Annotated in this window: 21 protein-coding genes and 1 pseudogene; 7 read left to right on the top strand and 15 right to left on the bottom strand. The window is 61.8% G+C overall.

From position 1 onward, the window contains the following. Positions 1-77 precede the first annotated feature (77 nt). From PR017_RS03745 to PR017_RS03735, 3 genes are all read left to right on the top strand, one after another. On the top strand, positions 78-1,367 hold the full coding sequence (locus tag PR017_RS03745; protein ID WP_111220361.1) for an Hsp70 family protein: 1,290 nt from the start codon (positions 78-80) through the stop codon (positions 1,365-1,367). A gap of 61 nt (positions 1,368-1,428) precedes the next feature. After that, entirely contained in the window at positions 1,429-2,307 is an 879-nt protein-coding gene (locus PR017_RS03740) for a uracil-DNA glycosylase (RefSeq protein ID WP_111220360.1), read from the top strand. 152 nt (positions 2,308-2,459) lie between these two features. Continuing rightward, a complete protein-coding gene (locus PR017_RS03735) occupies positions 2,460-2,648 on the top strand; it encodes a hypothetical protein (protein ID WP_111220359.1) in 189 nt (62 codons plus the stop codon). Between the two features lie 28 nt (positions 2,649-2,676). Here PR017_RS03735 and PR017_RS03730 read toward each other — a convergent pair whose 3' ends face one another. Continuing rightward, positions 2,677-2,886 (bottom strand): hypothetical protein, encoded by a 210-nt coding sequence (locus PR017_RS03730; protein ID WP_133255590.1) that lies wholly within the window; start codon positions 2,884-2,886, stop codon positions 2,677-2,679. Between PR017_RS03730 and PR017_RS03725 the strand changes: the two genes are divergently transcribed. The 3 genes and pseudogenes from PR017_RS03725 to PR017_RS03715 all read left to right on the top strand — a co-directional run. Further along, positions 2,885-4,129, top strand: coding sequence for an MFS transporter (locus tag PR017_RS03725; RefSeq protein ID WP_111220358.1), 1,245 nt, complete (start codon positions 2,885-2,887; stop codon positions 4,127-4,129). The two genes, PR017_RS03730 and PR017_RS03725, sit on opposite strands and share 2 nt — an antisense overlap. A gap of 180 nt (positions 4,130-4,309) precedes the next feature. Continuing rightward, complete coding sequence (gene pepN / locus PR017_RS03720) at positions 4,310-6,958, top strand: aminopeptidase N (protein WP_111220357.1); 2,649 nt, start codon at positions 4,310-4,312, stop codon at positions 6,956-6,958. 212 nt (positions 6,959-7,170) lie between these two features. After that, positions 7,171-9,477, top strand: a pseudogene (locus tag PR017_RS03715) (PAS domain-containing sensor histidine kinase); the annotation flags it as partial. Between the two features lie 21 nt (positions 9,478-9,498). Here PR017_RS03715 and PR017_RS03710 read toward each other — a convergent pair. The 9 genes from PR017_RS03710 to ccmI all read right to left on the bottom strand — a co-directional run bounded on the left by PR017_RS03710 (position 9,499) and on the right by ccmI (position 21,371). Next, positions 9,499-12,405 (bottom strand): bifunctional [glutamine synthetase] adenylyltransferase/[glutamine synthetase]-adenylyl-L-tyrosine phosphorylase, encoded by a 2,907-nt coding sequence (locus PR017_RS03710; RefSeq protein WP_111220355.1) that lies wholly within the window; start codon positions 12,403-12,405, stop codon positions 9,499-9,501. Between the two features lie 195 nt (positions 12,406-12,600). After that, positions 12,601-13,140 carry an MOSC domain-containing protein gene (locus PR017_RS03705; RefSeq protein WP_111220354.1) on the bottom strand — a complete coding sequence of 180 codons (540 nt, stop codon included), beginning with the start codon at positions 13,138-13,140 and terminating at the stop codon, positions 12,601-12,603. Between the two features lie 69 nt (positions 13,141-13,209). Further along, the gene (locus PR017_RS03700) at positions 13,210-14,622 is read right to left on the bottom strand and encodes a sensor histidine kinase (RefSeq protein ID WP_111220353.1); all 1,413 of its coding nucleotides are present in this window, start codon (positions 14,620-14,622) and stop codon (positions 13,210-13,212) included. After that, complete coding sequence (locus PR017_RS03695; protein WP_111220777.1) at positions 14,619-15,296, bottom strand: response regulator transcription factor; 678 nt, start codon at positions 15,294-15,296, stop codon at positions 14,619-14,621. The genes PR017_RS03700 and PR017_RS03695 overlap by 4 nt, the downstream gene beginning before the upstream one ends. A 165-nt stretch (positions 15,297-15,461) precedes the next feature. Continuing rightward, positions 15,462-17,015, bottom strand: coding sequence for a Do family serine endopeptidase (locus tag PR017_RS03690; protein ID WP_111220352.1), 1,554 nt, complete (start codon positions 17,013-17,015; stop codon positions 15,462-15,464). 159 nt (positions 17,016-17,174) lie between these two features. After that, positions 17,175-17,597 (bottom strand): cytochrome c-type biogenesis protein, encoded by a 423-nt coding sequence (locus PR017_RS03685; RefSeq protein ID WP_111220351.1) that lies wholly within the window; start codon positions 17,595-17,597, stop codon positions 17,175-17,177. Between the two features lie 176 nt (positions 17,598-17,773). Next, positions 17,774-19,762, bottom strand: a complete 1,989-nt coding sequence (locus PR017_RS03680; protein ID WP_111220350.1) for a heme lyase CcmF/NrfE family subunit — start codon at positions 19,760-19,762, stop codon at positions 17,774-17,776. Next, positions 19,759-20,208, bottom strand: a complete 450-nt coding sequence (ccmE, locus tag PR017_RS03675) for a cytochrome c maturation protein CcmE (protein ID WP_111220349.1) — start codon at positions 20,206-20,208, stop codon at positions 19,759-19,761. The genes PR017_RS03680 and ccmE overlap by 4 nt, the downstream gene beginning before the upstream one ends. Further along, a complete protein-coding gene (gene ccmI, locus PR017_RS03670; RefSeq protein WP_111220776.1) occupies positions 20,205-21,371 on the bottom strand; it encodes a c-type cytochrome biogenesis protein CcmI in 1,167 nt (388 codons plus the stop codon). Before ccmI ends, ccmE begins: the two co-directional genes overlap by 4 nt. 190 nt (positions 21,372-21,561) lie before the next feature. Between ccmI and PR017_RS03665 the strand changes: the two genes are divergently transcribed. Further along, the gene (locus PR017_RS03665) at positions 21,562-22,467 is read left to right on the top strand and encodes a S66 peptidase family protein (protein WP_111220348.1); all 906 of its coding nucleotides are present in this window, start codon (positions 21,562-21,564) and stop codon (positions 22,465-22,467) included. A 9-nt stretch (positions 22,468-22,476) separates the two neighbouring features. Here PR017_RS03665 and PR017_RS03660 read toward each other — a convergent pair whose 3' ends face one another. From PR017_RS03660 to PR017_RS03640, 5 genes are all read right to left on the bottom strand, one after another. Then, positions 22,477-22,905 (bottom strand): hypothetical protein, encoded by a 429-nt coding sequence (locus PR017_RS03660; RefSeq protein WP_111220347.1) that lies wholly within the window; start codon positions 22,903-22,905, stop codon positions 22,477-22,479. Between the two features lie 103 nt (positions 22,906-23,008). After that, positions 23,009-24,409, bottom strand: coding sequence for a sensor histidine kinase (locus tag PR017_RS03655; RefSeq protein ID WP_111220346.1), 1,401 nt, complete (start codon positions 24,407-24,409; stop codon positions 23,009-23,011). Continuing rightward, positions 24,399-25,070, bottom strand: a complete 672-nt coding sequence (locus tag PR017_RS03650) for a response regulator transcription factor (protein WP_111220345.1) — start codon at positions 25,068-25,070, stop codon at positions 24,399-24,401. The genes PR017_RS03655 and PR017_RS03650 overlap by 11 nt, the downstream gene beginning before the upstream one ends. A 47-nt stretch (positions 25,071-25,117) precedes the next feature. Further along, a complete protein-coding gene (locus PR017_RS03645; RefSeq protein WP_111220775.1) occupies positions 25,118-25,366 on the bottom strand; it encodes a hypothetical protein in 249 nt (82 codons plus the stop codon). Between the two features lie 133 nt (positions 25,367-25,499). After that, positions 25,500-25,712: a hypothetical protein gene (locus tag PR017_RS03640; protein ID WP_111220344.1), complete on the bottom strand. Its 213-nt coding sequence runs from the start codon at positions 25,710-25,712 to the stop codon at positions 25,500-25,502. Positions 25,713-25,733: the final 21 nt, after the last annotated feature.

Genomic DNA, 25,733 nt, shown 5'->3' with positions numbered 1-25,733 from the left:
TCTTCGATCAGAGGGCGTTTCGCTTTGACGCGGGACATCGCCCCATCCAGACATTTTCGGCAGACAGGAGTGCGAGCATGGCTCAGGCGCTAGGTTTCGACTTTGGCACGACGAACAGCGTGATGGCGCTGGCAGACGGAGCGGCCACCCGCTCGGTCTCGTTCACCAGCGCTGCCGGCTCCGCAGACAGCATGCGCACAGCCCTCTCCTTTATGAAGGATCGCCATCTCGGCGCGGCAGCACTGAAGGTGGAGGCAGGTAACGCTGCGATCCGCCAGTTCATCGACAATCCTGGCGATTGCCGTTTTCTCCAGTCCATCAAGACCTTTGCCGCCAGCGCGCTGTTCCAGGGAACGCTGGTTCACGCCAAGCGGCATAGTTTCGAAGACCTGATGGAAGTCTTCATGCGTCGCCTGAAGGCCTATGCCGGCGACGACTGGCCATCGGATGTCGGCCGTATCGTCACGGGAAGGCCTGTGCATTTCGCCGGCGCCAACCCGGATCCGGCGCTGGCGACAGCGCGTTACAACGAAGCTCTGACGCGGCTGGGTTTCCCGGAAATCCATTATGTATACGAGCCTGTCGCGGCCGCTTTCTACTTCGCGCAGAACCTCAAGAGTGACGCCACGGTGCTGGTGGCCGACTTCGGCGGCGGCACGACCGACTATTCGCTGATCCGGTTCGAGACTGCGGCTGGCCGGTTGACGGCGACGCCGATAGGCCATTCGGGCGTCGGCGTCGCCGGCGACCATTTCGACTTCCGCATCATCGACAATGTTGTCTCGCCACTGATCGGCAAGGGAAGCTACTTCAAGAGCTTCGACAAGCTGCTCGAGGTGCCCTCCTCCTATTACGCCAATTTCGGCCGCTGGAACCAGCTGTCGATCTTCAAGACGTCGCGCGAATTTCCGGAGTTGCAAAAACTGGTCCGCACGGCCATCGAGCCTGACAAGCTCGAAACATTCATCGAGCTCATCGAACACGACGAGGGATATCCGCTCTACCAGGCGGTTTCCGCCACCAAGATGGCCTTGTCATCCGCGGAAGAGGCCGAGTTCAATTTTCCGCCTCTTGGTGCTACCGGCAAGACATCGATCCGGCGTAGCGATTTCGATGGCTGGATAGCGCCGGAACTGGCGCGGATCGAGGCGGCCCTGGACGAGGTGCTGGAAAAGACCAACACGCCGGCTACCAGCATCGACAAGGTGTTCCTAACTGGCGGGACGTCCTTCGTGCCCGCCGTGCGCCGATTGTTCACCGAGCGCTTCGACGCGAGCCGGATCGAGACCGGTGGCGAATTGCTGTCGATCGCGCACGGTCTGGCGCTGATCGGCGAGCGCGACGATATCGCCCAGTGGACCTCCTGAGCCGGGGATGGTGGGGGCTTTGGCCCTTCCCTTGCCCGACCGGCTTCGCTAGAGTTCAGCCATGATCTCCGTTCAAGACCTCTCCCCGGCCGAACTTGCCGCGCTTTTGCATTTCCATGCCGACGCGGGCATCAGTTGGATGCTGGAAGAGGATCCAGTGGACCGCTTTGCCGAATTCGAGGCGCTGAAAGCGGCGAGACAGGCGGGGCGTCCGGCGCCGGCACCCTCGCCTACGCCGGTAAGCCAGATCGCCAACGCTGCCGAACGTCGGCCTTCGGCACAGGCGGTTGCGACTGCGCCAACTGCTACCGCGCGCGCGCCGGCCATTCCAGACGAACAGGCTATAGACCAGGCGCGCTTTGCCGCCGAAAGCGCTCGCTCGCTGCCGGAACTGAAAGCCGCCCTGGAAGCCTTCAACGGCTGCAATCTGAAGAACAGCGCGCGCTCGACACTGTTTGCGAGCGGCAACCCGGAGAGCGGCATCATGGTCATCGGCCCGATGCCAGGCGCCGACGATGACCGCGAGGGCGCTGTGTTCGCCGGACGGTCCGGCCTTCTTCTCGACCGGATGCTGGCGTCGATCGGCATTGATCGCAACGGGATATTGCTCACCAATGTCATTCCCTGGCGTCCGCCCGGCAACCGGGCGCCATCCATTCCGGAAACGGACATCTGCCGCCCCTTCATCGAGCGACAAATCGCCTTGGCAGAGCCGAAAGTCCTGCTGTTACTCGGAAATTTCACCGCGCGCTTCTTCTTCGGCGGTAACGAGACCATCCATGCCCTGCGCGGACACTGGCGCGAAATCGGCGCCGGAGCCGGCTCTGTCCCGGCGATTGCGACGCTGCATCCTCAGGACCTGCTGACTGCGCCGATCAATAAGCGATTGGCCTGGCAGGATCTTCTGGCTTTTCGCCGCCGTATCGATGCAGCGTCATAAACGGCTATTTTTTTAGCATTATAATCGAATTATGAATTTAGCCATGTAAATTTCGCATGGCTGTCATAGCGGCAGTATGCGTTGTCGAATCGATGCTGCATTGCGATATTGATCATGCGTCTTGGGAGGAACCACTATCAGGATCCAAGGCAATGACCATTCGTTCGCGTCCTATACATTGCGGGTTTGAAACCCTCCGACAGGCAAACGCTTCTTTGCGCGGATTGCACGGCTATCGCCGTCTTGAGGCTACCAACGAGCAGATTACAGCTCGTGGCACCGGCACATCTTCCCGCCTTGTCCGCCCGACCACGATGTTCGCTGAGTTTCGCGCCTCCTGAAAAGCGTGCAAATGTCGCATAGCTTACGCTACTTGTTGAGCATGGCGATCCGCGCGTCGCTATAGCGCGGGCCGAGCAGCTGCCGTGGCGCCATTTTAAATTCTTCAAAAATACCAGGTCGCTGGCGGCCCGGCGCTTTCTGCGCCGCGCCGTGTCGCGATTGATTGCGCGCTGATGGTGGGATAGAGGACAATACATTCTCTGCCATCCACCCCTGCCAAGAGCGGAACAGTGCCATGCTGGCAAGCCTGATCTCTATCGCCAGCCTGATGCTGTCGACCCTCCTGATGATGGTCGGGCTCGGGTTGATGAACTACGTCGTGCCGATCCGTTCGGTGGCGGAGGGATGGTCGACATTCACGATATCTTTCATCGCGACCGGCTATACGCTCGGATTTACCATCTCCTGCATCATCACGCCGCTGTTCGTGAAGCGGGTTGGCCATGTGCGCGTATTCGGCGCCCTGATCTCCCTGCTCGGCGTAGGCATCCTCCTCTGCGCGCTGCTTGTCGACTGGCGGGCCTGGGTGGCGTTCCGCTTCATCAGTGGGTTTGCCATCGCCGGAAGCTACCTGATCATCGAAAGCTGGCTGAACGAGCGCGTCACCAATGCCAACCGGGCGACGATCTTCTCGGTCTACATGATCACCTGCCTTGTCGGATCGATCGGCGGGCAATATCTCGTGCCGCTCGGCGATCCGAAATCGACGTCGCTATTCATCCTCTGCGGCATCATCTTCGCGCTGGCCATGCTGCCGACGGCGCTATCGACGGCCGCCTCTCCGACACCGATTGCCCAGGCCAAATTCAACCTTCCCAAGCTTTATCAGCTTTCGCCCGTAGCCTTTGTAGGCTCCCTGCTATCCGGCGCCCTGTCCGGCACCTGGAACAGCCTTGGCGGCGTATACACCCAGATCGTCGGCATGAATACGGCGCAGGGGGCGACGCTGCTCGCCTGCGTGCTGGCCGGTGGGGCGATATCGCAAATGCCGATAGGCAGAGTATCCGACTTGATCGACCGTCGCCTCGTGATGATCGTTTGCGGCATCGTCGGCGTCGTTGCCTGCGCTGTCATGACCCTGTTCGACGTCCATTCCATAGTCTCGCTCTATATCGCCGCCTTCTTTGTCGGCACGGTGCTTTACCCTATCTATGCGATCAACGTCGCGCACGCCAACGACCGCGCGGCACCCGACGAATATGTGACAATCTCCAGCGGCATCATGATCCTCTACGGCCTTGGCACTGTCTTCGGTCCGCTGGCTGCGGGCGCAATGATGCAGGTCTTCGGCACGTCGGGGCTGCTCTGGTTTCTGGCGCTGGTGTTTGCGTTCTATGCCGGTTACGCGGGCTGGCGCACTGCGCGGAGGAAAGTTGGCGAGGGGCGCATCGACAAAACCGATTTCAAGGCCATGCCGATCCCGGTGCGCGGGACGGAGACATCCGTCCGTACTGCTTCACCGGACGACCGCCTCGCCTGATCGCGGGCAAATTCTTCTATTGTCGAAGAATTTTCAGACAGCAATTGCAAATTGCGGTCGAAGAAATACACGGCTTTAGCTTTGGTTCAGATTTTAATGTAATCATATTGAATAAAGCTGTTTCAAATCGACGTTCGCGCCCGCTCGGCCACCGTCCCTAACGTCCACCTAGGAACCCCCATGCGCACTGATATCGGCCAGATCGTCCATTTGGCGGACTACCGCCCCACAGATTTTGTTCTGGAGCGCGTGGACCTGACCTTCGAACTCGATCCGACCGCAACCAAGGTGGAAGCCCGGCTGATCTTTCACCGCCGCGAAGGTGTCGACGCAATAGCGGCTCTGATCCTCGATGGCGACGAATTGAGCCTTTCCGGCCTGCTGCTTGACCAGGAAGAAGTTCCGGCGTCGCAGTATTCGGTCACCGACAAAAGTTTGACTGTGCGCGATCTGCCTGCGACCCTGCCTTTCGAACTGACGATCACCACGATCATCAACCCGGAAGCAAACACCCAGTTGATGGGCCTTTACCGCACCGGCGGCATCTATTGCACCCAGTGCGAGGCCGAGGGTTTTCGCCGCATCACCTATTTTCCCGACCGCCCCGACGTGCTGGCGCCCTACACCGTCAACATCATCGGCGACAAGGCCGCCAATCCGCTGCTACTGTCGAACGGTAACTTCCTTGGCGGTGCCGGCTATGGCGAAGGCAAGCACTTTGCCGCCTGGTTCGATCCGCATCCGAAGCCGAGCTATCTCTTTGCGCTGGTCGCCGGCGATCTCGGCGTCATCGAAGACACGTTCGTCACCATGTCCGAGCGCGAAGTGACGCTGAAGATCTATGTCGAGCACGGCAAGGAGCCGCGGGCGGCCTATGCCATGGATGCACTGAAGCGCTCGATGAAATGGGACGAAGAGGTTTTCGGCCGCGAATACGATCTCGACATCTTCATGATCGTCGCCGTCTCCGACTTCAACATGGGGGCAATGGAGAACAAGGGGCTCAACGTCTTCAACGACAAGTACGTTCTGGCCGATCCGGAAACGGCGACCGATGCCGACTATGCCAATATCGAAGCGATCATTGCCCACGAGTATTTCCACAACTGGACCGGAAACCGCATCACCTGCCGCGACTGGTTCCAGCTCTGCCTGAAGGAAGGCCTGACGGTTTTTCGCGACCACGAGTTCTCGGCCGACCAGCGCTCGCGCCCGGTCAAGCGTATCGCCGAGGTGCGGCACCTGAAATCCGAACAGTTTCCGGAGGACGGTGGACCGCTGGCGCATCCCGTCCGCCCGACGAAATATCGCGAGATCAACAATTTCTATACAACGACCGTCTACGAGAAGGGCAGCGAAGTCACCCGCATGATCGCGACGCTCCTCGGCAGCGATCTGTTCAAGAAAGGCATGGATCTCTATTTTGAGCGTCATGACGGCGACGCCGCGACGGTCGAGGATTTCGTTGTCTGCTTTGCAGAGGTCAGCGGCCGCGACTTGACGCAGTTCTCTTTGTGGTATCGTCAGGCTGGCACCCCGCTGGTCACCGCTTCCTGCACCTACGATGCTTCAGCCAAAACCTTCACCCTCTCGCTCGAGCAGATGGTGCCGGCAACACCCGGCCAGTCTGCCAAGGAGCCAATGCATATTCCGCTGCGGCTTGGCCTGCTTTCCGAAGATGGGCAGCCAATGACACCGGGAAAGGTCGAGGGTGCGGAGTTCACGACGGACGTCCTGCATCTGGTCGAGCGTGCCCAGATTGTCGTCTTCCACGACATCCCCTCGCGTCCCGTGCTATCGCTGAACCGCAGTTTCTCGGCACCGATCAACCTGCATTTCGAGCAGAGCGCAGCTGATCTTGCGCTCATTGCCCGCTTCGAGTCCGATCATTTTGCGCGCTGGCAGGCGCTCACCGATCTGGCGTTGCCGATCCTGCTGCGGGCCGTCCAGGACACCCGCAATCGTGCGCCCGTCGTCTGCGACCAAACCTTGATAGATGCCATTCTGACGGCTGCCGCAGATGAAACACTGGAGCCGGCCTTCCGCGCTCAGGTGCTGAACCTGCCGAGCGAGGCCGACCTGGCCCGCGAACTCGGTGCCAACAACGACCCGGACGCGATCCACGCCGGCCGCCAGGCGATCCTTTCGCAGATCGCCGACGCCGGAAAGGATATCTTTGCCGCGCTTCACGAGGGCATGGCAACATCGGCTGACTTCAGCCCCGATGCCGCCAGCGCCGGCCGACGCGCACTCCGCAACGCCGCGCTCGGCTTTTTGTCGCTGTCCGACAACACTCCTGCGCGCGCCAAGGCCGCCTTCGACGCTGCCAACAACATGACCGATCTCAGCCACGCGTTGACAATCCTGGCGCATCGCTTCCCGGAAACGGCGGAAGCCAACGAGGCACTGGCAACCTTCAAGGCCCGCTTCGAAGACAATGCACTGGTCGTCGACAAGTGGCTTGCAATCCAGGCTTCCGTTCCCGGCGCCGCAACACTGCAGCACGTCCAGGCACTGATGCAGGATCCGCTGTTCACGCGTGCCAATCCGAACCGGGTGCGGGCGCTGGTCGGGACCCTTGCTTTTAACAATCCTACGGGCTTCAACCGCGCGGATGGCGGAGGCTACCGCTTCCTGGCCGAAGAAATCCTCACCATCGACCCGCGCAACCCGCAGCTTGCCGCCCGTATCCTGACATCGATGCGCTCCTGGCGATCGCTGGAGCCTGTGCGTGCCGATCATGCGCGCGCGGCGCTGATGCAGATCGAGCGGGCGGGCGAGCTTTCGACCGACGTGCGCGACATCGTCGATCGCATTTTGAAGGAGTGATTTGCGGCGACGCAACAGGTGATTTGCGCAACAAGTCCGACAAAGACCGGGCGTTGCGTCCAACGGACGCAATCTCGACTTCTAAAAAACCTGCAATAGCAAATAGTTAAGAAAGTTTTATCACGCCCTCTGGACAAGCCGAATCGCGAATGATTCATTGGCGCAGGTTCGGGCGAGCGGCGCTGCGAATCACACGAGGTTCAGGGCGAGATATGGTGGACGTGCGGCGGGCGACTGCGGCCGAGGGGCGGCTGCGTGTCAATTTTGACGATCTTAAATCTTGGCATGATGGTCTCATCGACCGTGCGGGTGTGAGCGTCGGCAACGTTTCACGCAATTTTTCCAAGGCAGAAAATATCCTCAAGCGGGCAATCCCGATCCTGATCCTCGCCTTTCTCTCCGTCGTGGCTGCTTCGCATATCGTGGCGATGGTGATGGAGCATGGCCGCATGGAAACAGCGGCCCGTCATTCCACGGTTCTCTCCGCCTCTGTCGCATCTGCCGCTTTTGCCCATGAGGTGACATTGTTCGATGCGGGCGACAGGGATGCGGCCGAAGCGCGGCTTCGCACCTTTCTGCCGCAGGACAGGCTCGACAGCGGCGACTTCGTGCTGCTGGTGCAGGCAAGCGGCCGCGTCTTTGCATCTTCCATCGACGGGGTCCGCTATGTCGGCATGACTATCTCCGACTTCTTTCCCGAAGTCTCGACCATTCGCCGGTTCGGGGACGGCGGCGGCGTGATCGAAACCACCATCGGCGGCCTGCCCTACTATGCTTCGATCGCCCTCATCGGTGACAAGGGCGGGTTTATCGTCTCTGCCGTGTCGCTGGAACAGATTGGCCGCCTGTGGCGCGACGAGCTCACACTGAACGTGACGCTATTTGCCGGGATTTCATCGATCCTGCTGGTCATCCTCTACGCCTACTACATGCAGGTCCGACGGGCCCGGGATGCAGACGAGACGTTCTTGGAATCCAACCTGCGCGTCGAGACCGCCTTGTCGCGCGGACGGTGTGGCCTTTGGGATTTCGATTTTGCCAACCGCGAATTCTTCTGGTCGCGCTCGATGTACGACATGCTCGGCCTGCCCGCCTCGGACAAGACGTTGTCTTTCGGCGATGCTGCCCGCCTGATGCACCCGAACGACAACAGCCTGTATGAGCTGGCGCGCGCCGTTGCCAAGGGCAAGGCCGGCCAAATCGACCAGATCCTGCGCATTCGCCATGCCGGCGGCCACTATGTCTGGATGCGGGTCCGCGCCCAGGTCATCCGTACCAATTCCGGCCAGGTGCACATGATCGGCATCGCCATGGATGTCACCGAGCAGCACCGGCTGGCACAGCGCTATGCAGAAGCCGACCAGCGTCTGGCGGATGCGATCGAGTGCACGTCTGAAGCCTTCGTGCTCTGGGACAAGAACGACCGTCTGGTGATGTGCAACGCTCACTATCAGCAGGCCTACGGACTTCCAGACAGCGTGCTGATGCCTGGTACCGAGCGTTCGGCGGTCGCGGCAGCCGCAGCACGCCCTGTGATCGAGCGACGGATCGCCGATGCGGACCGTTCCGGATATTCCGTCACCACCGAGGTACAGCTGGCCGACGAACGCTGGCTGCAGATCAACGAGCGCCGGACGCGCGATGGCGGCACGGTTTCCGTCGGCACCGACATCACGCTGCTAAAACGCCACCAGGAGCGCCTGCGCGAATCCGAGCGCCGCAACAACGCGACGATCGACGACCTCTCCGCCTCGCGGCAAATTCTCGAGCGGCAGAAGTCGGAGCTGTCGGTTGCCAACACAAATTATCTCGCGGAAAAAGATCGCGCCGAGGCTGCCAACAAGGCGAAGTCCGAATTCCTCGCCAACATGTCGCACGAACTTCGCACGCCGCTTAACGCCATTCTCGGCTTTTCGGAAATCCTGCAGAACCAGATGTTCGGTCCGCTTGGATCTGAGAAATACGACGAGTATGCCCGCGATATCCACGACAGCGGCAAGCATCTCCTCAACGTCATCAACGATATTCTTGATATGTCGAAGATCGAGGCTGGTCACGTCAAGCTGTCCTGCGAGACGATCGACCTGGTGCCGTTGATCGAGGAATGCCTGCGCTTTACCTCGGTGCCGGCTGCCTCAAAGAATATTCAGGTGGACCAGCGGTTCATCACCGGCCGAACGCTGACGGCCGACCGGCGGGCCATGAAGCAGATCCTGCTCAACCTGCTGTCCAACGCCGTCAAGTTCACCAACAACGGCGGACGGATTGCCGTGCGCCTGCGCGATGTCGGGCAAGGTGTGATGCTGACGATCGCCGATACCGGCATCGGCATCCCGAAGTCGGCGCTTGGCAAGATCGGACAGCCATTCGAGCAGGTGCAGAGCCAATATGCCAAGAGCAAGGGCGGCTCCGGTCTGGGGCTTGCCATTTCGCGTTCGCTGGCAACTCTTCACCAGGGAAGGATGAATATCCGCTCGCGTGAAGGCGTCGGAACCGTCATCTCGGTCTACATTCCGGACCAGCCCGCTTCCCAGGATGCGCTAGCGCGTGAGGACCGCATGAAATATGCGGCGCGTCGCGTCGCCTAGGCGGCGGAGTTCAGCTTCGAGTGTCACCACATCCGGGCAATCGCCGGCATGTGTCACGAGATCGATCAAGCCCGCCGGCGCCTCTGCGGGATCGAAGACACCATCGATGCAAAGGCGGATCAGCTGCGACAGCTCGGTGTAGAGCGCCAGCGCCTGCCGGCAGGTGGCGAGATCCTGCTCGGGGATGAGACCGGGTACGAAGCGCGCAAGCGCCTCTGCGGTAGTGAAGCCTTGGCTATCTTCCGCCGAAACGGACAGCGGCGACACAAGCCGCGCATACTGGCTGAGGAACTCGATGTCGATCTGGCCTCCCGGCGCGTGCTTGATATCCCACAGTCCGGTGGGCGGCTTTTCGGTATCGACCAATGCCCTCATGTCCGCCACGTCTGTAGCTATCTTTGCTGTGTCGGCGGGCGCCGCGAGAATGCCGGCGATAATCCGTTCGGCATGCGAGACCAGTGTCGGGTCGCCGCAAACCAACCGGGCTCGGGTCAGGGCCATATGCTCCCAGGTCCAGGCTTCCCCGCGCTGATATTTCTCGAAGGCATTTATACGGGTAGCAACCGGCCCCTTGTTGCCCGAGGGCCGCAGCCGCATGTCGACCTGATAAAGGATGCCCTCGGCCGTCGGCGCTGACAGGGCGGCGATGAGTCGCTGGGTGATGCGGGTGAAATAGCGGGTGGCGTCGAGCGGCTTTTGCCCATCGGAGCCGGTGGCGCCATCGTCGTAGTCATAAAGCAGGATGATATCGACGTCGGACCCGGCTGTGAGTTCGAAGCTGCCGAGTTTGCCCATGCCGACGATGGCTATGCGGCCACCGGGGAAATCGCCGTGTGCCAGGCGTACTTCGCTTTGAACGGCATCCAGTGCGGAAGCTATGACGAGATCGGCCAGATGGCTGAACGCGCGTCCCGCCATCTCGCCCGATATCGCACCCGTCAGCAGCCTGATGCCGATCAGGAAACGCTGCTCTGCGGCAAAGATGCGCAGCCGGTCCAGCGTGTCTTCGTAGTGCCGGGCAGGCTGCAGGAAGCTTTCGAGGCGCGAGGAGAGATAGTCGCGCGTCGGCAGCTCCGTCATGATGCCGGGATCGAGCATGCCATCGAAGACATGTGGGCGCGCGGCGATGATATCGGCCAGCCGTGGCGCCGCCGACATGATGGTGACGAGCAGGCCGAGCAGCACGGGATTGTTGCCAAGAAGAGAAAAGAGCTGGATGCCGGCCGGCAATCCGGCGAGAAACTGGTCGAAGCGCAGCAACGCCTCGTCGGCCCGTGTACTTTCCCCGAAAGCGCGCAGCAATTGCGGCATCAGTTCCGTCAGACGCTCCCGTGCCTCGACCGATTGGGTCGCGCGATAGCGACCGTAGTGCCAGGTGCGGATGATACGGGAGATATCGGCCGGACGGTCGAAACCGAGACGCTGCAAGGTCTGGAGTGTCTCGGGATCATCAGCCTGGCCGGTAAAGACGAGATTGCCGGCCTCGCCGGATAATCCTTTCTCGTACTCGAACAGCTGGGAATAGCGCCTTTCGACGGTCTTCAGCACGGATACGAGCCGCTCCGAAAAGCGCGGCAGATCGGGAAATCCCATCATCAGCGCAATGCGCCTTAGTTCGGCATCCGTCTCGGGCAGCAGATGCGTCTGCTCGTCGCGCACCATCTGGATGCGGTGCTCGACATCACGGAGGAACCAGTAGCCCTCGGTCAACTCATCGCGCGTTTCGGCATCGATCCAGCCTGCTCTGGTCAGTTCGGCAAGCGTTGCCTCCGTTGCCCGGCTGCGAAGCGACGGCATGCGTCCGCCGGCAATCAGCTGCTGGGTCTGGGCGAAGAATTCGATCTCGCGGATGCCGCCCCGCCCGAGCTTGACGTTGTGACCCTTGACGGCGATCGCGCCATGGCCCTTGTGGACGTGGATCTGCCGCTTGATTGAATGGATATCGGCGATGGCGGCGAAATCCAGGTATTTGCGGAATACGAAGGGCACGAGATCGCGGATGAATGCTGCCCCCGCCTCGCGGTCACCGGCCACCGGGCGGGCCTTGATGAAGGCGGCGCGCTCCCAGTTCTGTCCCCTGCCCTCGTAATAGATCATCGCCGCATCGACAGGCATGGCAAGGGCGGTGGCGCCGGGATCGGGTCTCAGGCGCAGGTCCGTGCGAAACACATATCCGTCGGCCGTGCGCTCCTGCAGGATGCGGACGAGCCGCCGCATCAGTCGCGGAAAGATCTCTATGGCGTCGTCGGGATCGGCAACGATGCCGGCCATCTCGTCGAAAAAGATGACCAGATCGACATCGGACGAATAGTTCAGCTCCTCAGCCCCAAGCTTGCCCATTCCGAGAACGATCAGGCCGGAGCCCTGGCTGGGCGCCGAGACGTTTCCGAGCGTCAGCTTGCCGGCCTCGTGGGCCGACAGCAACAGGAAGTCGATCGCTGCGGAAATGGAAGCCTCGGCAAGTCTGCTTAGCAGGCGCGCCGACGTCTTTGCGTCGAATAGCCGCCCGAGGTCGGCGAGCGCGATGAGAAATGCCGTCTTGCGCTTGATACGCCGCAGCCGGGCCATCAGCTCGGTTTCGGAAGGGGCGACGCCGTCGACGGGCCGCCACGCCTCCCGGGCATCGGCAACCAGCCGGTCGATCCGCGGCAGCAACGGCAGATCGATGGCGGATGCGAGCAGAGGCGGGTCGAGCTCGGCGGTATCGCGGAGGTAGGGTGAAAGCGTGAAGACCGCGACGATGAAATCCCGCAACGCCGTATCGCCGTCGAGCAGTGCCGCTATTGTCGGCTCGGTCTTGCCAAGGGTCTTCAGTCTGGCCAGAGCGGATTTGGCTTCGGCCTGGCTCAACGGCCGCATAAGGCCAGGCGCCACGGTATCCAGTCGATCTGTCGATGGGGTCACACAGCACTCCGGCCTGTTCACGCAGTCGTGGTCAGACGCCCCGCCCAATAGGTGGGACGCTGATTGCCTGCCAATCTAGGACGAAGTGCAGTCGTGGCCAATAGCGTTGATCGCGATGGTTCTCGACCAGGGCATGACAATGATTGGCACTCAGACCCGTTCCAGCGGGCGGTGCGGCAAGGGTGGCAGGTGGGCCTCGATCTGGTCGCCAGGCTGCACGCTGCCTCCCGCAAGCACGATTGTCATGACCCCGGCCTTGCGGACAATGTTGCCATCTTCTCCGGTATAGACGACATTTTTCAAAAGCCCGGTCCGAAAGTTTTCGATCTGGGCGCAGGGATTGCGCAGGCCGGTTACCTGCAGTCGCACGTAAGGTCCGATCTTCAGAATCGTATCGGTCGGGAGTTCCAGAAGCGAGATGCCTTCGGTCAGGATATTTTCGCCGAGATCTCCCGGCCTCAGCTCGAACCCCTTGCCTGCCAGCTCTTCAAGCAGCTCGCGCTCGATGAGGTGTACCTGACGAAGATTGGGCTGGTTCGGATCGACAGCCACTCGCGAACGATGTTGCACCGTGACGCCCGAATGGGCATCGCCCGCAACGCCTGAATTCTCGACGATCTCGATGCACTCGACCACGGTCTTGGAGAACTCGTGCACCTGATCACGGGCGACGGAAACGACTGAAGCCATGGCGTGAGGTCCTTATTGAAGTTGCTCAAAGCGGTAATATCGGTCGATGTCCGATTTGTGAAGGCCGCCCTATGCCTTGCCGGCGTTCGCAAACACCATCGTCGCGGTCAGGCCACGGGCATCGCTGCTGTCGGGGTCGGTATCGGAAAGCTGTAGCTTGCCGCCATGCAGTTCCATCACCGCTTCGACCAGCGACAGTCCAAGCCCGGTGCCCGGCTTCGAGCGGCTTTCGTCGAGCCGGAAGAAGCGTTTCACCACGTCTTCGCGTCTTTCCACCGGCACGCCTGCACCACGGTCAGCGACACAGAGCGTGACGCCATCGGTACCACGGCTGAGCTTGAGAATGACCTCCGGCTGACCATTGCCGCCAGGCGCGTATTTCAGAGCGTTGTCGATGAGGTTGAACAGCGCCTGGCCGATCAGTTCGCGGTTGCCCTGGATTTCAACGCCGGGCTCTATCTCGGCCGTGAGGACAAGCCCGGCATCTTCGGCGACCGGTTCGTAAAGTTCAGCGGTGTCGGCGACGATGGCGGATAGATCGACCGTGGTCATTTCGGCCGCAACCGCACCGGCCTCAACACGAGAGATCATCAGCAGGGCGTTGAAGGTGCGGATCAGCTGGTCTGATTCGGCAATGATGCCTTCGAGTGCGCCGCGCCGGCGATCCTCGTTGTCGATGTCGAGCGCGTCGACCGCCTTGTTACGCAGACGGGTCAACGGCGTCTTCAGGTCATGGGCGATATTATCGGAAACCTGGCGCAGGCCTTCGTTGAGCTTCTCGATGCGCTCCAGCATGGTGTTCAGCGAATCCGACATACGGTCGAACTCATCGCCGGAACCGCCGACCGGCAGGCGTTGCGACAGGTCGCCGGCCATGATTTTGCGGCTGGCATCGGTCATCCTGTCGATGCGCCGCAGCGCATTGCGGCCTATGCCAAACCAGATCACCAGCGCCCCGACACCCATGATCGCCAGCGCCAGCATCAGTGCCTGGCGCACGAGCAGGCGGAACCGCTCGGGCTCGCCGAGATCGCGGCCGATCAGGATGCGCAGGCCGTTGTCGAGCGTGAAGATGTTGGCGATGGCGAGGTGGCGACGCTCGGCGCCGGTATCGGCATATCGCTCGTAGGTGAAGGGGACTTCGGTCCAGCCCTGGTCGTCGAAGGTGCCGGGCTGGACGGAGGCGACGTTGCCGGCAAGAATCACGCCCGTAGGGCTGGCAATGACGTAGAGATTGGCTCCCGGCTGGCGGGCACGGCGCTCCATAGTGCGCAGCAGAAGGTTGAGGCCGCCGCCCTCATAGGCGTGCTTGACCTGATTGACTTCCTGGCTGACGGCATCGCGGATCTGGCCAGTCATCAGCCGCTCGGACATGGATGTCACGTAGAACACCAACGTCGCAGCGCAGAGCGCGAAAAGCAGGATGTAGAGGGCGGACAGGCGGACGGCGGTGGACTTGAAGAGGACGCGGAAGCGACTCATCCCTCGTCCTTGATCATGTACCCTGCCCCGCGAATGGTCTTCAGCAGCGGCATGTTGAAATCCCGCTCGATCTTGGCACGCAGGCGCGAGACGTGGACATCGATGACGTTGGTCTGGGGATCGAAGTGGTAATCCCAGACATTTTCCAGCAGCATGGTGCGGGTCACCACCTGGCCGGCATTCTTCATCAGGTATTCCAGCAGGCGGAACTCGCGCGGCTGCAGGACGATCTCCTTGCCGGCCCGGCGGACCTCGTGGGACAAGCGATCGAGCTCGAGATCGCCGACGCGGTAAAGCACATCCTGATCCGGCGTGCCCTTGCGACGGCCCAGTACCTCGACGCGGGCGAGCAATTCGCTGAAGGCATAGGGCTTCGGCAGGTAGTCGTCGCCGCCGGCGCGAAGGCCAGTGACGCGATCGTCGACCTGGCCGAGCGCCGAGAGGATCAGCACAGGCGTGTGGATCGCCTTGCGGCGCAGTTCGGCGATGACCGAAAGCCCGTCGCGGCGCGGCAGCATCCGGTCGATGACCATGACGTCGTAGGTGTTTTCCGAGCCCATGAAGAGGCCGCTCTCGCCATCGCTGGCGTGATCGGCAAGTATACCGGCCTCGCGGAACGCCTTTGTCAGGTAGGCGGCGGCCTCGAGGTCGTCTTCGATGATCAAAATCTTCATGTGCGTGACATTACCCGCCGGCGGCACTGCTGCACAACCGGAATCGGCGGCGTTTGATTTTGGCTGGCTACCGGTGGTCATGATTTCACCCATGGTTGCTTTGAAAACAAGGAAGCCGTGCAGGCGGGGGCTTGCACGGCTTCCTCCACGTTACTTTAACCGCGATCAGCCCTGGCTGAGCGGCAGAGCCACGAAGCGGCTGCCGTTATCCGACTGGATCTGGAAGAGCGCGCGGGTGCGGCCGTCCTTCTTCGCCTGAGTAATGACCTTGGCGATATCCTGGGCGTTGGCGACCTCCTGGTTGTTGACCGAGGTGATCTTCTCGCCTTCCTTCACGCCCTTGTCGGCAGCGTCGGAGTCCGGATTGACGCCGGTGATCGCGACACCCTTGCCATCGTCGGACGGACCGACGGTGAGGCCAAGATCGGTAAGCGCCTTTTCCGAGGCTGGCTGCTGCGGTTCTGCCTGCGGCGCATTGTTGCCGTCGGCCGATGCCTTCTGCTCGGCAGGCAAGGTTCCGAGATCGACGGTGACCGACTGCGACTTGCCGTTGCGCCAGATGGCGACCTCGACCTTCTTGCCCGGCGCCATGGCACCGATGCGGCGTGCGAGATCGCGCGGGTCCTTGATCGGCTCGCCGTTGACTGCGGTCACTACGTCGCCATTCTTGATACCGGCCTTCTGGCCCGGCGAACCTTCCTGCGGCGACACGACAAGCGCACCGGCTGCCTCGGAAAGTCCGAGCGATTCGGCAATGTCCTTGCTGACGGGCTGGATCTGCACGCCAAGCCAGCCGCGCGAGACGGAGCCTGTCTTGATCAGGTCGGCGACGACATCCTTGGCGGTCGTCGACGGGATGGCGAACGCGATGCCGACGCTGCCGCCGGACGGCGAGAAGATGGCCGTGTTAATGCCGACGACTTCGCCGCTGAGGTTGAAGGTCGGGCCACCGGAGTTGCCCTTGTTCACGGCCGCATCGACCTGGAGATAGTCGTCATAAGGGCCGGAGCCAATGTCGCGGCCGCGGGCGGAAATGATACCGGCGGTGACAGTGCCGCCGAGACCGAAGGGATTGCCGACAGCGACGACCCAGTCGCCAACGCGAACCTTCTCGTCGTCAGCCCATTTGACGTAGGTGAACTTGCGCTTGTCGTCGACCTTGAGCACGGCAAGATCGGTACGCGGATCCTTGCCGATCAGCTTGGCGTCGAGTTCGGTACCATCGCTGAGCACGACGACGAAGGCAGCGCCGTCGGAGACGACATGGTTGTTGGTGACGAGGTAGCCGTCCTCGGAGATAAAGAAGCCCGAGCCCTGGGCGACCGGACGCAGGCGACCCTTGTCGGCGTTCGGCTTCTGCTGCTCGCCCTGCATGCCCTTGCCGTTCGGCTGCTGGCCGAACTGCTTGAAGAACTTCTTCAGAGGATGATCGTCCGGCAGGTCGTCAAAGCCGCGACCGAGGCCAAAGCTGTCGTCTTCTTCGGCAGCTGCCGGGTTGACGCGGGACTCGACACGCACCGACACGACGGCGGGAGACACGGCATCGACGACATTAGCGAAGCTTGGAACCTGCGGCGCCTGGACGACCACGGCATCTGCATAGGAATTGGAAATCACGGCTGGGACGCCAGTCGCCAGGGCGGCAATAGCGATGCCGGCGACAGCGGAAGCCTTCAAGGCAGTGCTGCGCGTCAGGCGGCCTTTGATGGTCTCGAACATGTGCGTTACCTTCTCTTTCGTCTGGACTGGCACCGTGGGGTCAGCGGCGATCAGTTGATGGAAAGGATATAGGATCTTGCACGTTACGGTGAACTGTCCGGCCCATGAAATGTTGGTAATGTTGCAGAATGTTTCCGGGAGGGTGAAGAAACCGGAACGTCACTTGCCGAGCAATTCCTCGAGACGCGCTTCCTCGTCAGGAGTCAGACCTGTGCCGGTCGGCTTGCCGCGACGGCTACGGACGAAAAGTGCCATGGCGAGGCCGCCGACACCCATGAGGACAATAGGGGCGCCCCAGAGCACATAGGTCTTTTCACTGAGCCGCGGCTTCAGCAGCACGAACTCGCCATAGCGGGAAACGATGTAATCCAGCACTTGCCGGTCGCTGTCGCCATCCGTCAGCCGCTTGCGCACCAGCAGGCGAAGGTCGCGGGCAAGATCCGCGTTGGAATCGTCGATAGACTGGTTCTGGCAGACCATGCAGCGCAGTTCGGTCGAGATCGCCCGCGCCCGCGCCTCGAGACCTGGATCGGGCAATACCTCGTCCGGATTGACGGCAAAGGCCGCCACAGGGAACAGCATGAGGACCAGGAGTATCGCGATTGCGGCGAGAGCCCCCCTCTGTCCCTTCGGGACATCTACCCCACAAGGGGGGAGATTAGCCGAGACGTTAGAGCCGAATACGGAAAAGAATGATCTCCCCCCCTGTGGGGGAGATGTCGGCGCAGCCGACAGAGGGGGGTATGCCCGCAGCAACCTCATTCCGCCGGCTCCATCGCGACCCGCACCGGCTTGGACCGACGGCTGGGCGCTCCCACCCGCAAGCGGCGGTCGCTGAGCGAGACCATGCCACCGAGCGCCATGATGATGGCGCCACCCCAGATGCAGACGATCAGCGGCTTCCACCAGATGCGCACGACGATGCTGCCATTGGCGCCGGCGTCGCCGAGAGAGACGTAGAGCTGGCTGAGGCCGAAGGTCAGGATCCCCGCTTCGGTGGTGGCGCTCTTGCGGGCGGTGAAGATGCGTTTGGCCGACGAGACGGTGGCGACGGCGACACCGCCGCGGCTGACGGTGAAGGTGCCGCGATCCTCGGTGAAATTGGGACCGATGCCGGGCTTCATGCCGTCGAAATGCAGGCTGTAACCGCCGAGTTCCGTGGTGGATCCGGGCTTCATGTCGAGGATGTTTTCAGTCTGGAAGGTGCTGACGGCGACGATGCCGAGCACAGTGACGCCAAGTCCGGCATGGGCGAGCGCCGAGCCAAAGGCGGATCGCGGCAGGCCGGCAAAGCGACGCCACGCCACATCAGCGGCAACCTTGCCTATGCCGGCCCGAAACCAGAGATCCGTTGCGGCGCCGAAAATCAGGAACAGGCCGGCGGCAAGGCCGAGAACGGCCATCACGGGCCCTCCGTGCTGCACATAAAAGAGCACCAGCGCCGCGACGAAAGCAAGGCCCGCCGCCGTATAGAGACGCTGGAAGGCGCCCAGCAAGTCGCCGCGCTTCCACGCGAGCAGCGGTCCGAAGGGGACGGCCAGCAGCAGCGGGATCATCAAAAGGCCGAAGGTCAGGTTGAAGAAGGGAGGGCCGACGGAGATCTTGTCGTCGGTCAGCGTTTCCAGCGCCAGCGGATACAGTGTGCCGGTGAGCACCGTTCCGCAGGATACTGTGAGGATGAGGTTGTTCAGCACCAGCGCCCCTTCACGCGAGATCGGCGCGAAAAGCCCACCGGACGTCAGGCGCGGCGCGCGGAAGGCGAAAAGCGACAGCGCACCGCCGATGAAGATCAGCAGGATGCAGAGAATGAACACGCCGCGCGTCGGGTCGCTGGCAAAGGCGTGCACGGAGGTAAGAACGCCTGAGCGCACGAGGAACGTGCCGAGCAGCGAAAGGGAGAATGTCAGGATCGCCAGCAGCACCGTCCAGATCTTCAGCGCATCGCGCTTTTCCATGACCAGCGCCGAATGCAGCAGCGCGGTTCCGGCAAGCCACGGCATGAACGAGGCGTTTTCGACCGGATCCCAGAACCACCAGCCGCCCCAGCCGAGCTCGTAATAGGCCCAATAGGAGCCCATGGCGATGCCTGCGGTGAGACACGTCCAGGCCGCCAGCGTCCACGGCCGCACCCATCGCGCCCAGGCAGCGTCGATGCGGCCCTCGATCAGCGCGGCCACGGCAAAGGAGAAACAGACGGAGAAGCCGACATAGCCGAGATAGAGCAGCGGCGGATGGATGGCGAGGCCAATGTCCTGCAGCACCGGGTTCAGATCCTTGCCCTCGGCGGGCGCCGGGTCGAGGCGGGTAAAGGGATTGGAGGTCAAAAGGATGAAGAACAGGAATGCCACCGAAATCCACGCCTGGACGGACAATACGTTGGCGCGCAGCGTGTCCGGCAGATTGCGGCCGAACAAGGCGACAAGCGCGCTGAACAGGGCGAGGATCAGCAGCCAGAGCATCATCGATCCCTCGTGATTGCCCCAGACACCAGACACCTTGAAGACCATCGGCACCAGCGAGTGGGAATTTTCCCAGACATTGGCGACCGAGAAGTCGGAGACGACATGGGCGTAGGTCAGTACACTGAACGAAAATGCCACCAGCGCAAACAGCAGGATCGAGCCTGGCCTCGCCACGTCCATCATGGCCTGATCGAGCCTGCGCGCACCGACCATCGGCAGGGTCGCGACAATGATGGCAGTGGCCAAGGCCAGAACCAGCGCATAGTGCCCGAGCTCGATGATCATTTGCTGGCCTCCTCGCCCTTCCAGACGCCGTCCTTCTTCAGGCGGTCGGCAACCTGCTTGGGCATGTAGCGCTCATCATGCTTGGCCAGCACCGTGTCGGCAACGAAAACATCGTCACCCGGCTCGAAACGACCCTCCGTGACGACGCCCTGCCCCTCTCGGAACAGATCGGGCAGGATGCCGGTGTAGCGGACCTTGATGGCGTCGCTGCCGTCGGTGACGGCAAACTGCACCGTCGTCCCCTCGCCGCGCACCACCGACCCCTCGCCGACCAGGCCGCCGAGCCTGATCAACGTGCCGGGCCCGACCGGCTTCTTGGCGAGGTCGCCGGGCATGTAGAAATAGGCGACTGACTGGCTGAAGGCGAACATCACCAGCAGCACAGCCGCGATGATGAAGCTCATGCCGCCACCGATGACGGCCAGGCGTTTCTGCTTGCGGGTCATGGCGTGGCACCTTCAAGAGGAAGACCCAGCTGGGTTGCGAGGGCGGCGAGTTGCTGGCCCTTCTCGCCGCTGGCCGGGAAAGCCACTAGTCCGCGTTTCAGCGCATCGGCCGCACGCTCCTTGTCGTTCAGCACGGCATAGGAGCGTATCAGCCGTATCCAGCCTTCGAAATTGTCCGGGTCCTGCCGGAGCTTGGCATCCAGCGTGTCGACCATGCCCCTGATCATCTGCTGGCGGTCGCCGGCGTCCATTGTCTGGGCAGCAGCAACTTGTGCGGCATCGGGGCCGCCGGGCGCCTTCGGATCGGGGCTCTTCGCGTCCGCAGTCTTCGGGGCTGAAGGCGTGCCGCCGTTCTTGGCGATATGCTCGTTGACAACAGGCAGCCAGGGCGCATCCGCCGGAGATTGGCTGGCAAGGGCGGCGAAGGCATTTCTCGCCTCTTCCACCTTGCCTTCCTGCTCGAAAGCCAGCGCCAGGTAAAACCGGGCGCGCGGGTTGTCGGGCTCCAGTTGTATCGATTGCTGCAGCACATCGCGGGCTTGCGCAGTGACCATGCCGTCGGAGGCAGCCATCAGCGTGTCGGCAAGGTTACCAAGCCGATCGGGTGTCGGCCCCAGCAGCCTTATCGCGTTGCGATAGGCGACCTCGGCATCGAGCAGCCGCATTGTCCTGAAATAGATCGGCGCAAGAACATCCCAGCCTTTTCCGTCATCCGGGTGTTCTGCCAGATGGCGCTCGGCCTTGGCGACCAGAATGGCCATGTCGTTGCCGGGATTGTCGAGCCTTGCCTGGAGCGGCTGCGACGGCAGACCGGGATCGCCGGTCCGCAAGTAAAGACAGAGCCCGAGGGCAGGCAGAAGAACGATGATGAAAGCCTGCGCCAACCGGTAGGTCTTGCGTCCGGTCTGCGCCGGCCGCGTCCTCTCTGGAGCAGCCGAAACTGCGAGCAGACGACGGCCGATTTCAGCCCGGGCATAACCTGCCTGATCGGCGGTAATGGACCCCGCGGCAAGATCGCGGTCGAGTTCGGCAAGTTGGTCCCGGTAGACGGCGGCTTCGCCCTCGCGGCCAAGCGCTACCGCCTGCGCGCCGCGCAACAACGGCCTGAGCAAAACAGCGCCGACACTGGCCGTCAGGACGGCGACGATGATCCAGAACAACATGGAATCCCAATACTTGAACGGCCAGCACATTCCAATCGCCAAAGCGATAATCGCAGAGATTTGAGGCGATTGGTCGCAAGCATCCTAAAGGCGCAGTGAGGCGCAATCATGCCGGGATTTTGCAGCCGCTTGCGAGGCCGTACCATCGCCGCTAAGTCTTGCGCATCATGCCACGCGACGGGAGGTACCGATGGCTGTCATCCCACCGAAGTTGAGGGTTGGCGACAGAGTCCGGCTCGTTTCGCCGGCCAGCCCTCCGGAGCGAGCGAGCGTGCTTGCCCAGACCGCGATCCTGGAAGGCTGGGGGCTGCAGGTCGAGTTCGGCGACCATATCTTCGATAAAAAAGGATATCTTGCCGGCGAAGACGACGACCGGCTTGCCGACGTCAACGCCGCATTCAGAGATCCGGGGATTCGCGCGATTTTCGCGACGCGTGGTGGCAAGGGCGCCTACCGTATCGCCGACCGGCTCGACTTCGATGCCGTCCGTAGGGATCCGAAATTCATGGTCGGCTTCAGCGACATCACCGCGCTGCATCTCAGCCTTTATCGCCACTGCGGTCTGGCCGGTCTCCACGGTGCCGTCATGCGGAATGCCGACGGAGCGCTCGATTCGGAAAATTGCCGCGCAATGCACCATGCGCTGATGCTGCCGGGTTATGCCTCCATCCGTTCGCGACCGGAGGAACTGACTGCGGTACTCACCACGCCCGGCCATGTAAGGGGTCCGCTCATCGGCGGCAATCTCGATATGGTGGCAACGACTGCGGGCTGGGCACTGCCACCGCTTGCTGGCGCCATCCTGTTGCTAGAGGCAGTCAACATGATGCGTGGGCAACTGGATCGCCAATTCACAATGCTCCGCAAGGCGGGACACCTTAAGGGCGTGGCTGGAGTAGCGCTTGGCCAGTTCACCGGGTTCGAGACGACGCAGGCAATGTCTGCCATCGATATTCTGAGGGAGCATCTCGAAACGCTGGGCGTTCCGGTTCTCGGGGGACTGCCGCTAGGGCACGGCATGTCGCCGCTCGTCGTTCCGATCGGCCGCGACGCTGTGCTGGATACGGAGAGCCTGACGCTCTCATTTCCTGAATAGACCGAAAACTTATTCCAGCGGTGTCCAGGTGCCGTTGTCGTTGCGGCAGGCGGAGCCGCGTGCGACAGTCTGCTTGCCGTCGACAGAGACAGTATGCGTGTACTGGCGGCAATTCTGCGATCCCACCTGGTAGGGTGCAGCGGCAACCACCTGGCCGCTCATCGTACGGCCGCTCCAGACCACTGGCTGGCCGCCCGGAGCTGCCTCCAGGGCGCGATACTCCGCTTCCAGTGCGCGCTGCTTGTCGCTGTCGCTGATCGTCAGCCCGGTATTGCCGATAATCCCGCCGTCAAGCGCGGTAATGAAGGTCGCCGAAGAGTTGCTCTTGATCGGCGACAGGCGCGCCAAGGCGCCTTTTCCGGCCGTGGTGCCGCAGCCAGACAGGGACAGGGCAGCCAGGAGGACGGCAGCGGTCAAAGAGGAAATGCCAAGCTTCATGCAACCGAACCAGAATTAACTGCCAAAAAAATAAAATATCTTTCCGCGGTCTCCACAGGGCATCCCCATGGCGCGTATGATCTTTCTGTCATCATGCCGTCGCTCACGCAACATCCTTTACGATGCCCGGCAGAATTAAGGCTGCCTGCAATCCACCCGCGCTGCCGCGCGAGAGGGTCAGCAGCCCCTGATACTCCGCAGTGATCTCGCTGACGATCGACAGGCCAAGGCCTGTGCCGGGCTTCGTCTCGTCGAGACGGCGGCCCCGTTTCATCGCCTCGCGGATCTGATCAGGCTCCAGTCCCGGCCCATCGTCATCGACGGTAAGCGCGACCCAGTGGCGCCGGGCGGGATCGAGACCCTTCACGTCCGGGGCGGCTTCGCTAACTGTTACGATCACCTTCGTCTTTGCAAAGCGGGCAGCGTTCTCGAGCAGATTGCCCACTGTCTCCTCCAGATCCTGCTGCTCCATCGCCAGTGCCAGACCGGGGGAGACAGTGAGCTGGAACTCGATCTCGGTATTCAGCCGCCGCATCACCCGCACCAGACGCTCTAGCGCCGGCTCGGCCTCCGTCCGGGCGAGCACGGAGTCCCGCTGGGCAGCGATGCGAGCGCGGTTGAGATAGGACTGCACCTGGCCCTGCATGGCCTCTGCCTGACCTTTGACGAGATCGCCGTGCGACTGGTCTAGTACGCGCGACTCGTTGAGCAGGACGGCGATCGGTGTCTTCAGCGAATGGGCGAGATTGCCGACCTGCATGCGGGCGCGCTCGACGATGCGGCGGTTGCTGTCGATCAGCGCATTGACTTCGTTGGCAAGCGGTAGGATCTCGCGTGGAAAATCGCCCTGCAGCCGCTCGCTTTCACCAGCCCTGATGCGCTCGAGAGCACCACGCGCCTCGTCGAGCGGCCTGAGGCCGTAAAGAATGGCAAGCGCGTTGACGATCAGGCTGCCGATCCCGAAGACGCCCAACGCAAGATAGAGGCTGTGGGAAAAGGTTTCGACATCGGCTTCGATGACGCCGATATTGCCGGTCACCCGGAACCGTGCCGCACGGCCATCCCCTTCGACGAACACGATCTCCGTCTCTGCCACCTGGACCCGGTTGCCGACGCTGTCGGTGACGATGTAGTAGCGTTCGTAGGATTTGTTGAAAGGCGCTTCCATCACTGACAGGACCGGCAGGTTAACCGAACCCAGCGAGGGGGACACCAACGGCGCTGACGTGAAGGTGCCTAGCGGCTCAACGATCCAATACCAGCCTGTCTTCGGCTGGGCATAGCGCAGGTCGCCGAGTTGTGGGTTGCCTGCCAGCGTGCCCTGTTCGCCAATAGTGACGGAATTGATGACGTTATTAAGCTGCGCCCGCAAGAGGTCCTGGAAACCGCGCTCCGCGCTATTTCGGTATAGGGTCGAGATGACGAAGCCGATGGCCACCAGCGCCATGGCCGACCAGATCGTGGTCAGCAGCAGGACGCGGGCGGTGAGAGACTTAATTATCATTGGTCGGCGCTTGAATGCGATAGCCCAACCCCCGCACCGTTTCGATAAGATCAACGCCCATTTTCTTGCGCAAGCGGCCCACGAACACTTCGATGGTGTTGGAATCGCGATCGAAATCCTGATCGTACATGTGCTCGACCAGCTCGGTGCGCGAGACCACTTCGCCCTTGTGATGCATGAGATAGGCGAGCAGGCGATACTCGTGAGAGGTGAGCTTCAGCGGCTTGCCGTCGACGCTCGCCTTGGAGCTCTTGGTGTCGAGCCGCACCGGGCCGCAGGTGATTTCAGACGAGGAATGGCCGGCTGCCCGGCGGATGAGCGCACGGATGCGGGCGAGTACTTCCTCGACATGGAATGGTTTGGCGACATAGTCATCCGCACCGGCGTCGATACCAGCGACCTTGTCGCTCCAGCGGTCGCGGGCCGTCAGCAGCAGCACCGGCATTCCCTTGCCGGACGCACGCCACTTTTCGAGCATGGTGATGCCGTCCATTTCCGGCAGGCCGATGTCGAGGATGATGGCGTCGTATGGCTCGGTGTCGCCGAGATAATGTCCCTCTTCGCCATCAAAGGCGACGTCGACGACGTAGCCTGCCTCTTTCAGCGCGTCGGCAAGCTGCCGGTTCAGTGTGACGTCGTCTTCAACTACGAGAATGCGCATGTTTCCGCCCAATTCCTAACGATTCGCGATACCTGACAAGGCTCCTCCTACATCGGAACCTTTACAGTCACCTTACGCGGGCGCTCCCCATTGCCCTGAACGAGAACTGTTATGACGCAGCTGTCGCCGGAAGGCTGAACGGACAGAAGCTGGCCGCCGGTCTTCTCGACCACCTGAGACGCCGCATCGCTGCAATCCGACTTCGCTCGCGCGACAAGCGTCGGCGTCGTCACCGGCAACACAGCCGATCCCGCCATCATGGCGAGTACCGCTGCTACGCTCAAGGATGATGCCATGCTCATTAACTTCCATGGGGGACAATAACGTGAGCGAATAGTTACTCAAAGCCGTCTGAATGGCAAATGAATGGGCATAGATATCCTATGCCCATCCTGTATGGGGAACGGCATTCCCCGAAAGCAGCGTTGGCTAGCTGGCTTTGATCGCGGTGCTGGCAGAGATGCGGCCGTAGACTGCGAGCAATCCGCCCACCGCGCCGGCGATCGAAACGGCGGAGTTGACGATCGTCGCCTGGTCCGCCGCGCCAAGCTGAAGCCCTTTCATCTGCAGGACGGACGATCCGATGGCCAGCAACGCGCCCCAGATCGTTTTTGAAAAGTACCAGTGTTTCCCGTCTTCCATGCTCTTCTCCTCTGGTTAAAA

It is taken from the genome of Rhizobium tumorigenes, from assembly GCF_003240565.2.
GTDB lineage: Bacteria > Pseudomonadota > Alphaproteobacteria > Rhizobiales > Rhizobiaceae > Rhizobium > Rhizobium tumorigenes.
Note: the sequence above shows the minus strand (reverse complement) of the source record. Positions and strands in the feature narration are given on the sequence as shown.

Coding starts and splice junctions, on each gene's coding strand:
- PR017_RS03745 (WP_111220361.1), top strand. CDS start 78: ATGGCTCAGGCGCTAGGTTTCGACTTTGGCACGACGAACAGCGTGATG.
- PR017_RS03740 (WP_111220360.1), top strand. CDS start 1,429: ATGATCTCCGTTCAAGACCTCTCCCCGGCCGAACTTGCCGCGCTTTTG.
- PR017_RS03735 (WP_111220359.1), top strand. CDS start 2,460: ATGACCATTCGTTCGCGTCCTATACATTGCGGGTTTGAAACCCTCCGA.
- PR017_RS03725 (WP_111220358.1), top strand. CDS start 2,885: ATGCTGGCAAGCCTGATCTCTATCGCCAGCCTGATGCTGTCGACCCTC.
- PR017_RS03730 (WP_133255590.1), bottom strand. CDS start 2,886: ATGGCACTGTTCCGCTCTTGGCAGGGGTGGATGGCAGAGAATGTATTG.
- pepN (WP_111220357.1), top strand. CDS start 4,310: ATGCGCACTGATATCGGCCAGATCGTCCATTTGGCGGACTACCGCCCC.
- PR017_RS03710 (WP_111220355.1), bottom strand. CDS start 12,405: ATGCGGCCGTTGAGCCAGGCCGAAGCCAAATCCGCTCTGGCCAGACTG.
- PR017_RS03705 (WP_111220354.1), bottom strand. CDS start 13,140: ATGGCTTCAGTCGTTTCCGTCGCCCGTGATCAGGTGCACGAGTTCTCC.
- PR017_RS03700 (WP_111220353.1), bottom strand. CDS start 14,622: ATGAGTCGCTTCCGCGTCCTCTTCAAGTCCACCGCCGTCCGCCTGTCC.
- PR017_RS03695 (WP_111220777.1), bottom strand. CDS start 15,296: ATGAAGATTTTGATCATCGAAGACGACCTCGAGGCCGCCGCCTACCTG.
- PR017_RS03690 (WP_111220352.1), bottom strand. CDS start 17,015: ATGTTCGAGACCATCAAAGGCCGCCTGACGCGCAGCACTGCCTTGAAG.
- PR017_RS03685 (WP_111220351.1), bottom strand. CDS start 17,597: ATGCTGTTCCCTGTGGCGGCCTTTGCCGTCAATCCGGACGAGGTATTG.
- PR017_RS03680 (WP_111220350.1), bottom strand. CDS start 19,762: ATGATCATCGAGCTCGGGCACTATGCGCTGGTTCTGGCCTTGGCCACT.
- ccmE (WP_111220349.1), bottom strand. CDS start 20,208: ATGACCCGCAAGCAGAAACGCCTGGCCGTCATCGGTGGCGGCATGAGC.
- ccmI (WP_111220776.1), bottom strand. CDS start 21,371: ATGTTGTTCTGGATCATCGTCGCCGTCCTGACGGCCAGTGTCGGCGCT.
- PR017_RS03665 (WP_111220348.1), top strand. CDS start 21,562: ATGGCTGTCATCCCACCGAAGTTGAGGGTTGGCGACAGAGTCCGGCTC.
- PR017_RS03660 (WP_111220347.1), bottom strand. CDS start 22,905: ATGAAGCTTGGCATTTCCTCTTTGACCGCTGCCGTCCTCCTGGCTGCC.
- PR017_RS03655 (WP_111220346.1), bottom strand. CDS start 24,409: ATGATAATTAAGTCTCTCACCGCCCGCGTCCTGCTGCTGACCACGATC.
- PR017_RS03650 (WP_111220345.1), bottom strand. CDS start 25,070: ATGCGCATTCTCGTAGTTGAAGACGACGTCACACTGAACCGGCAGCTT.
- PR017_RS03645 (WP_111220775.1), bottom strand. CDS start 25,366: ATGGCATCATCCTTGAGCGTAGCAGCGGTACTCGCCATGATGGCGGGA.
- PR017_RS03640 (WP_111220344.1), bottom strand. CDS start 25,712: ATGGAAGACGGGAAACACTGGTACTTTTCAAAAACGATCTGGGGCGCG.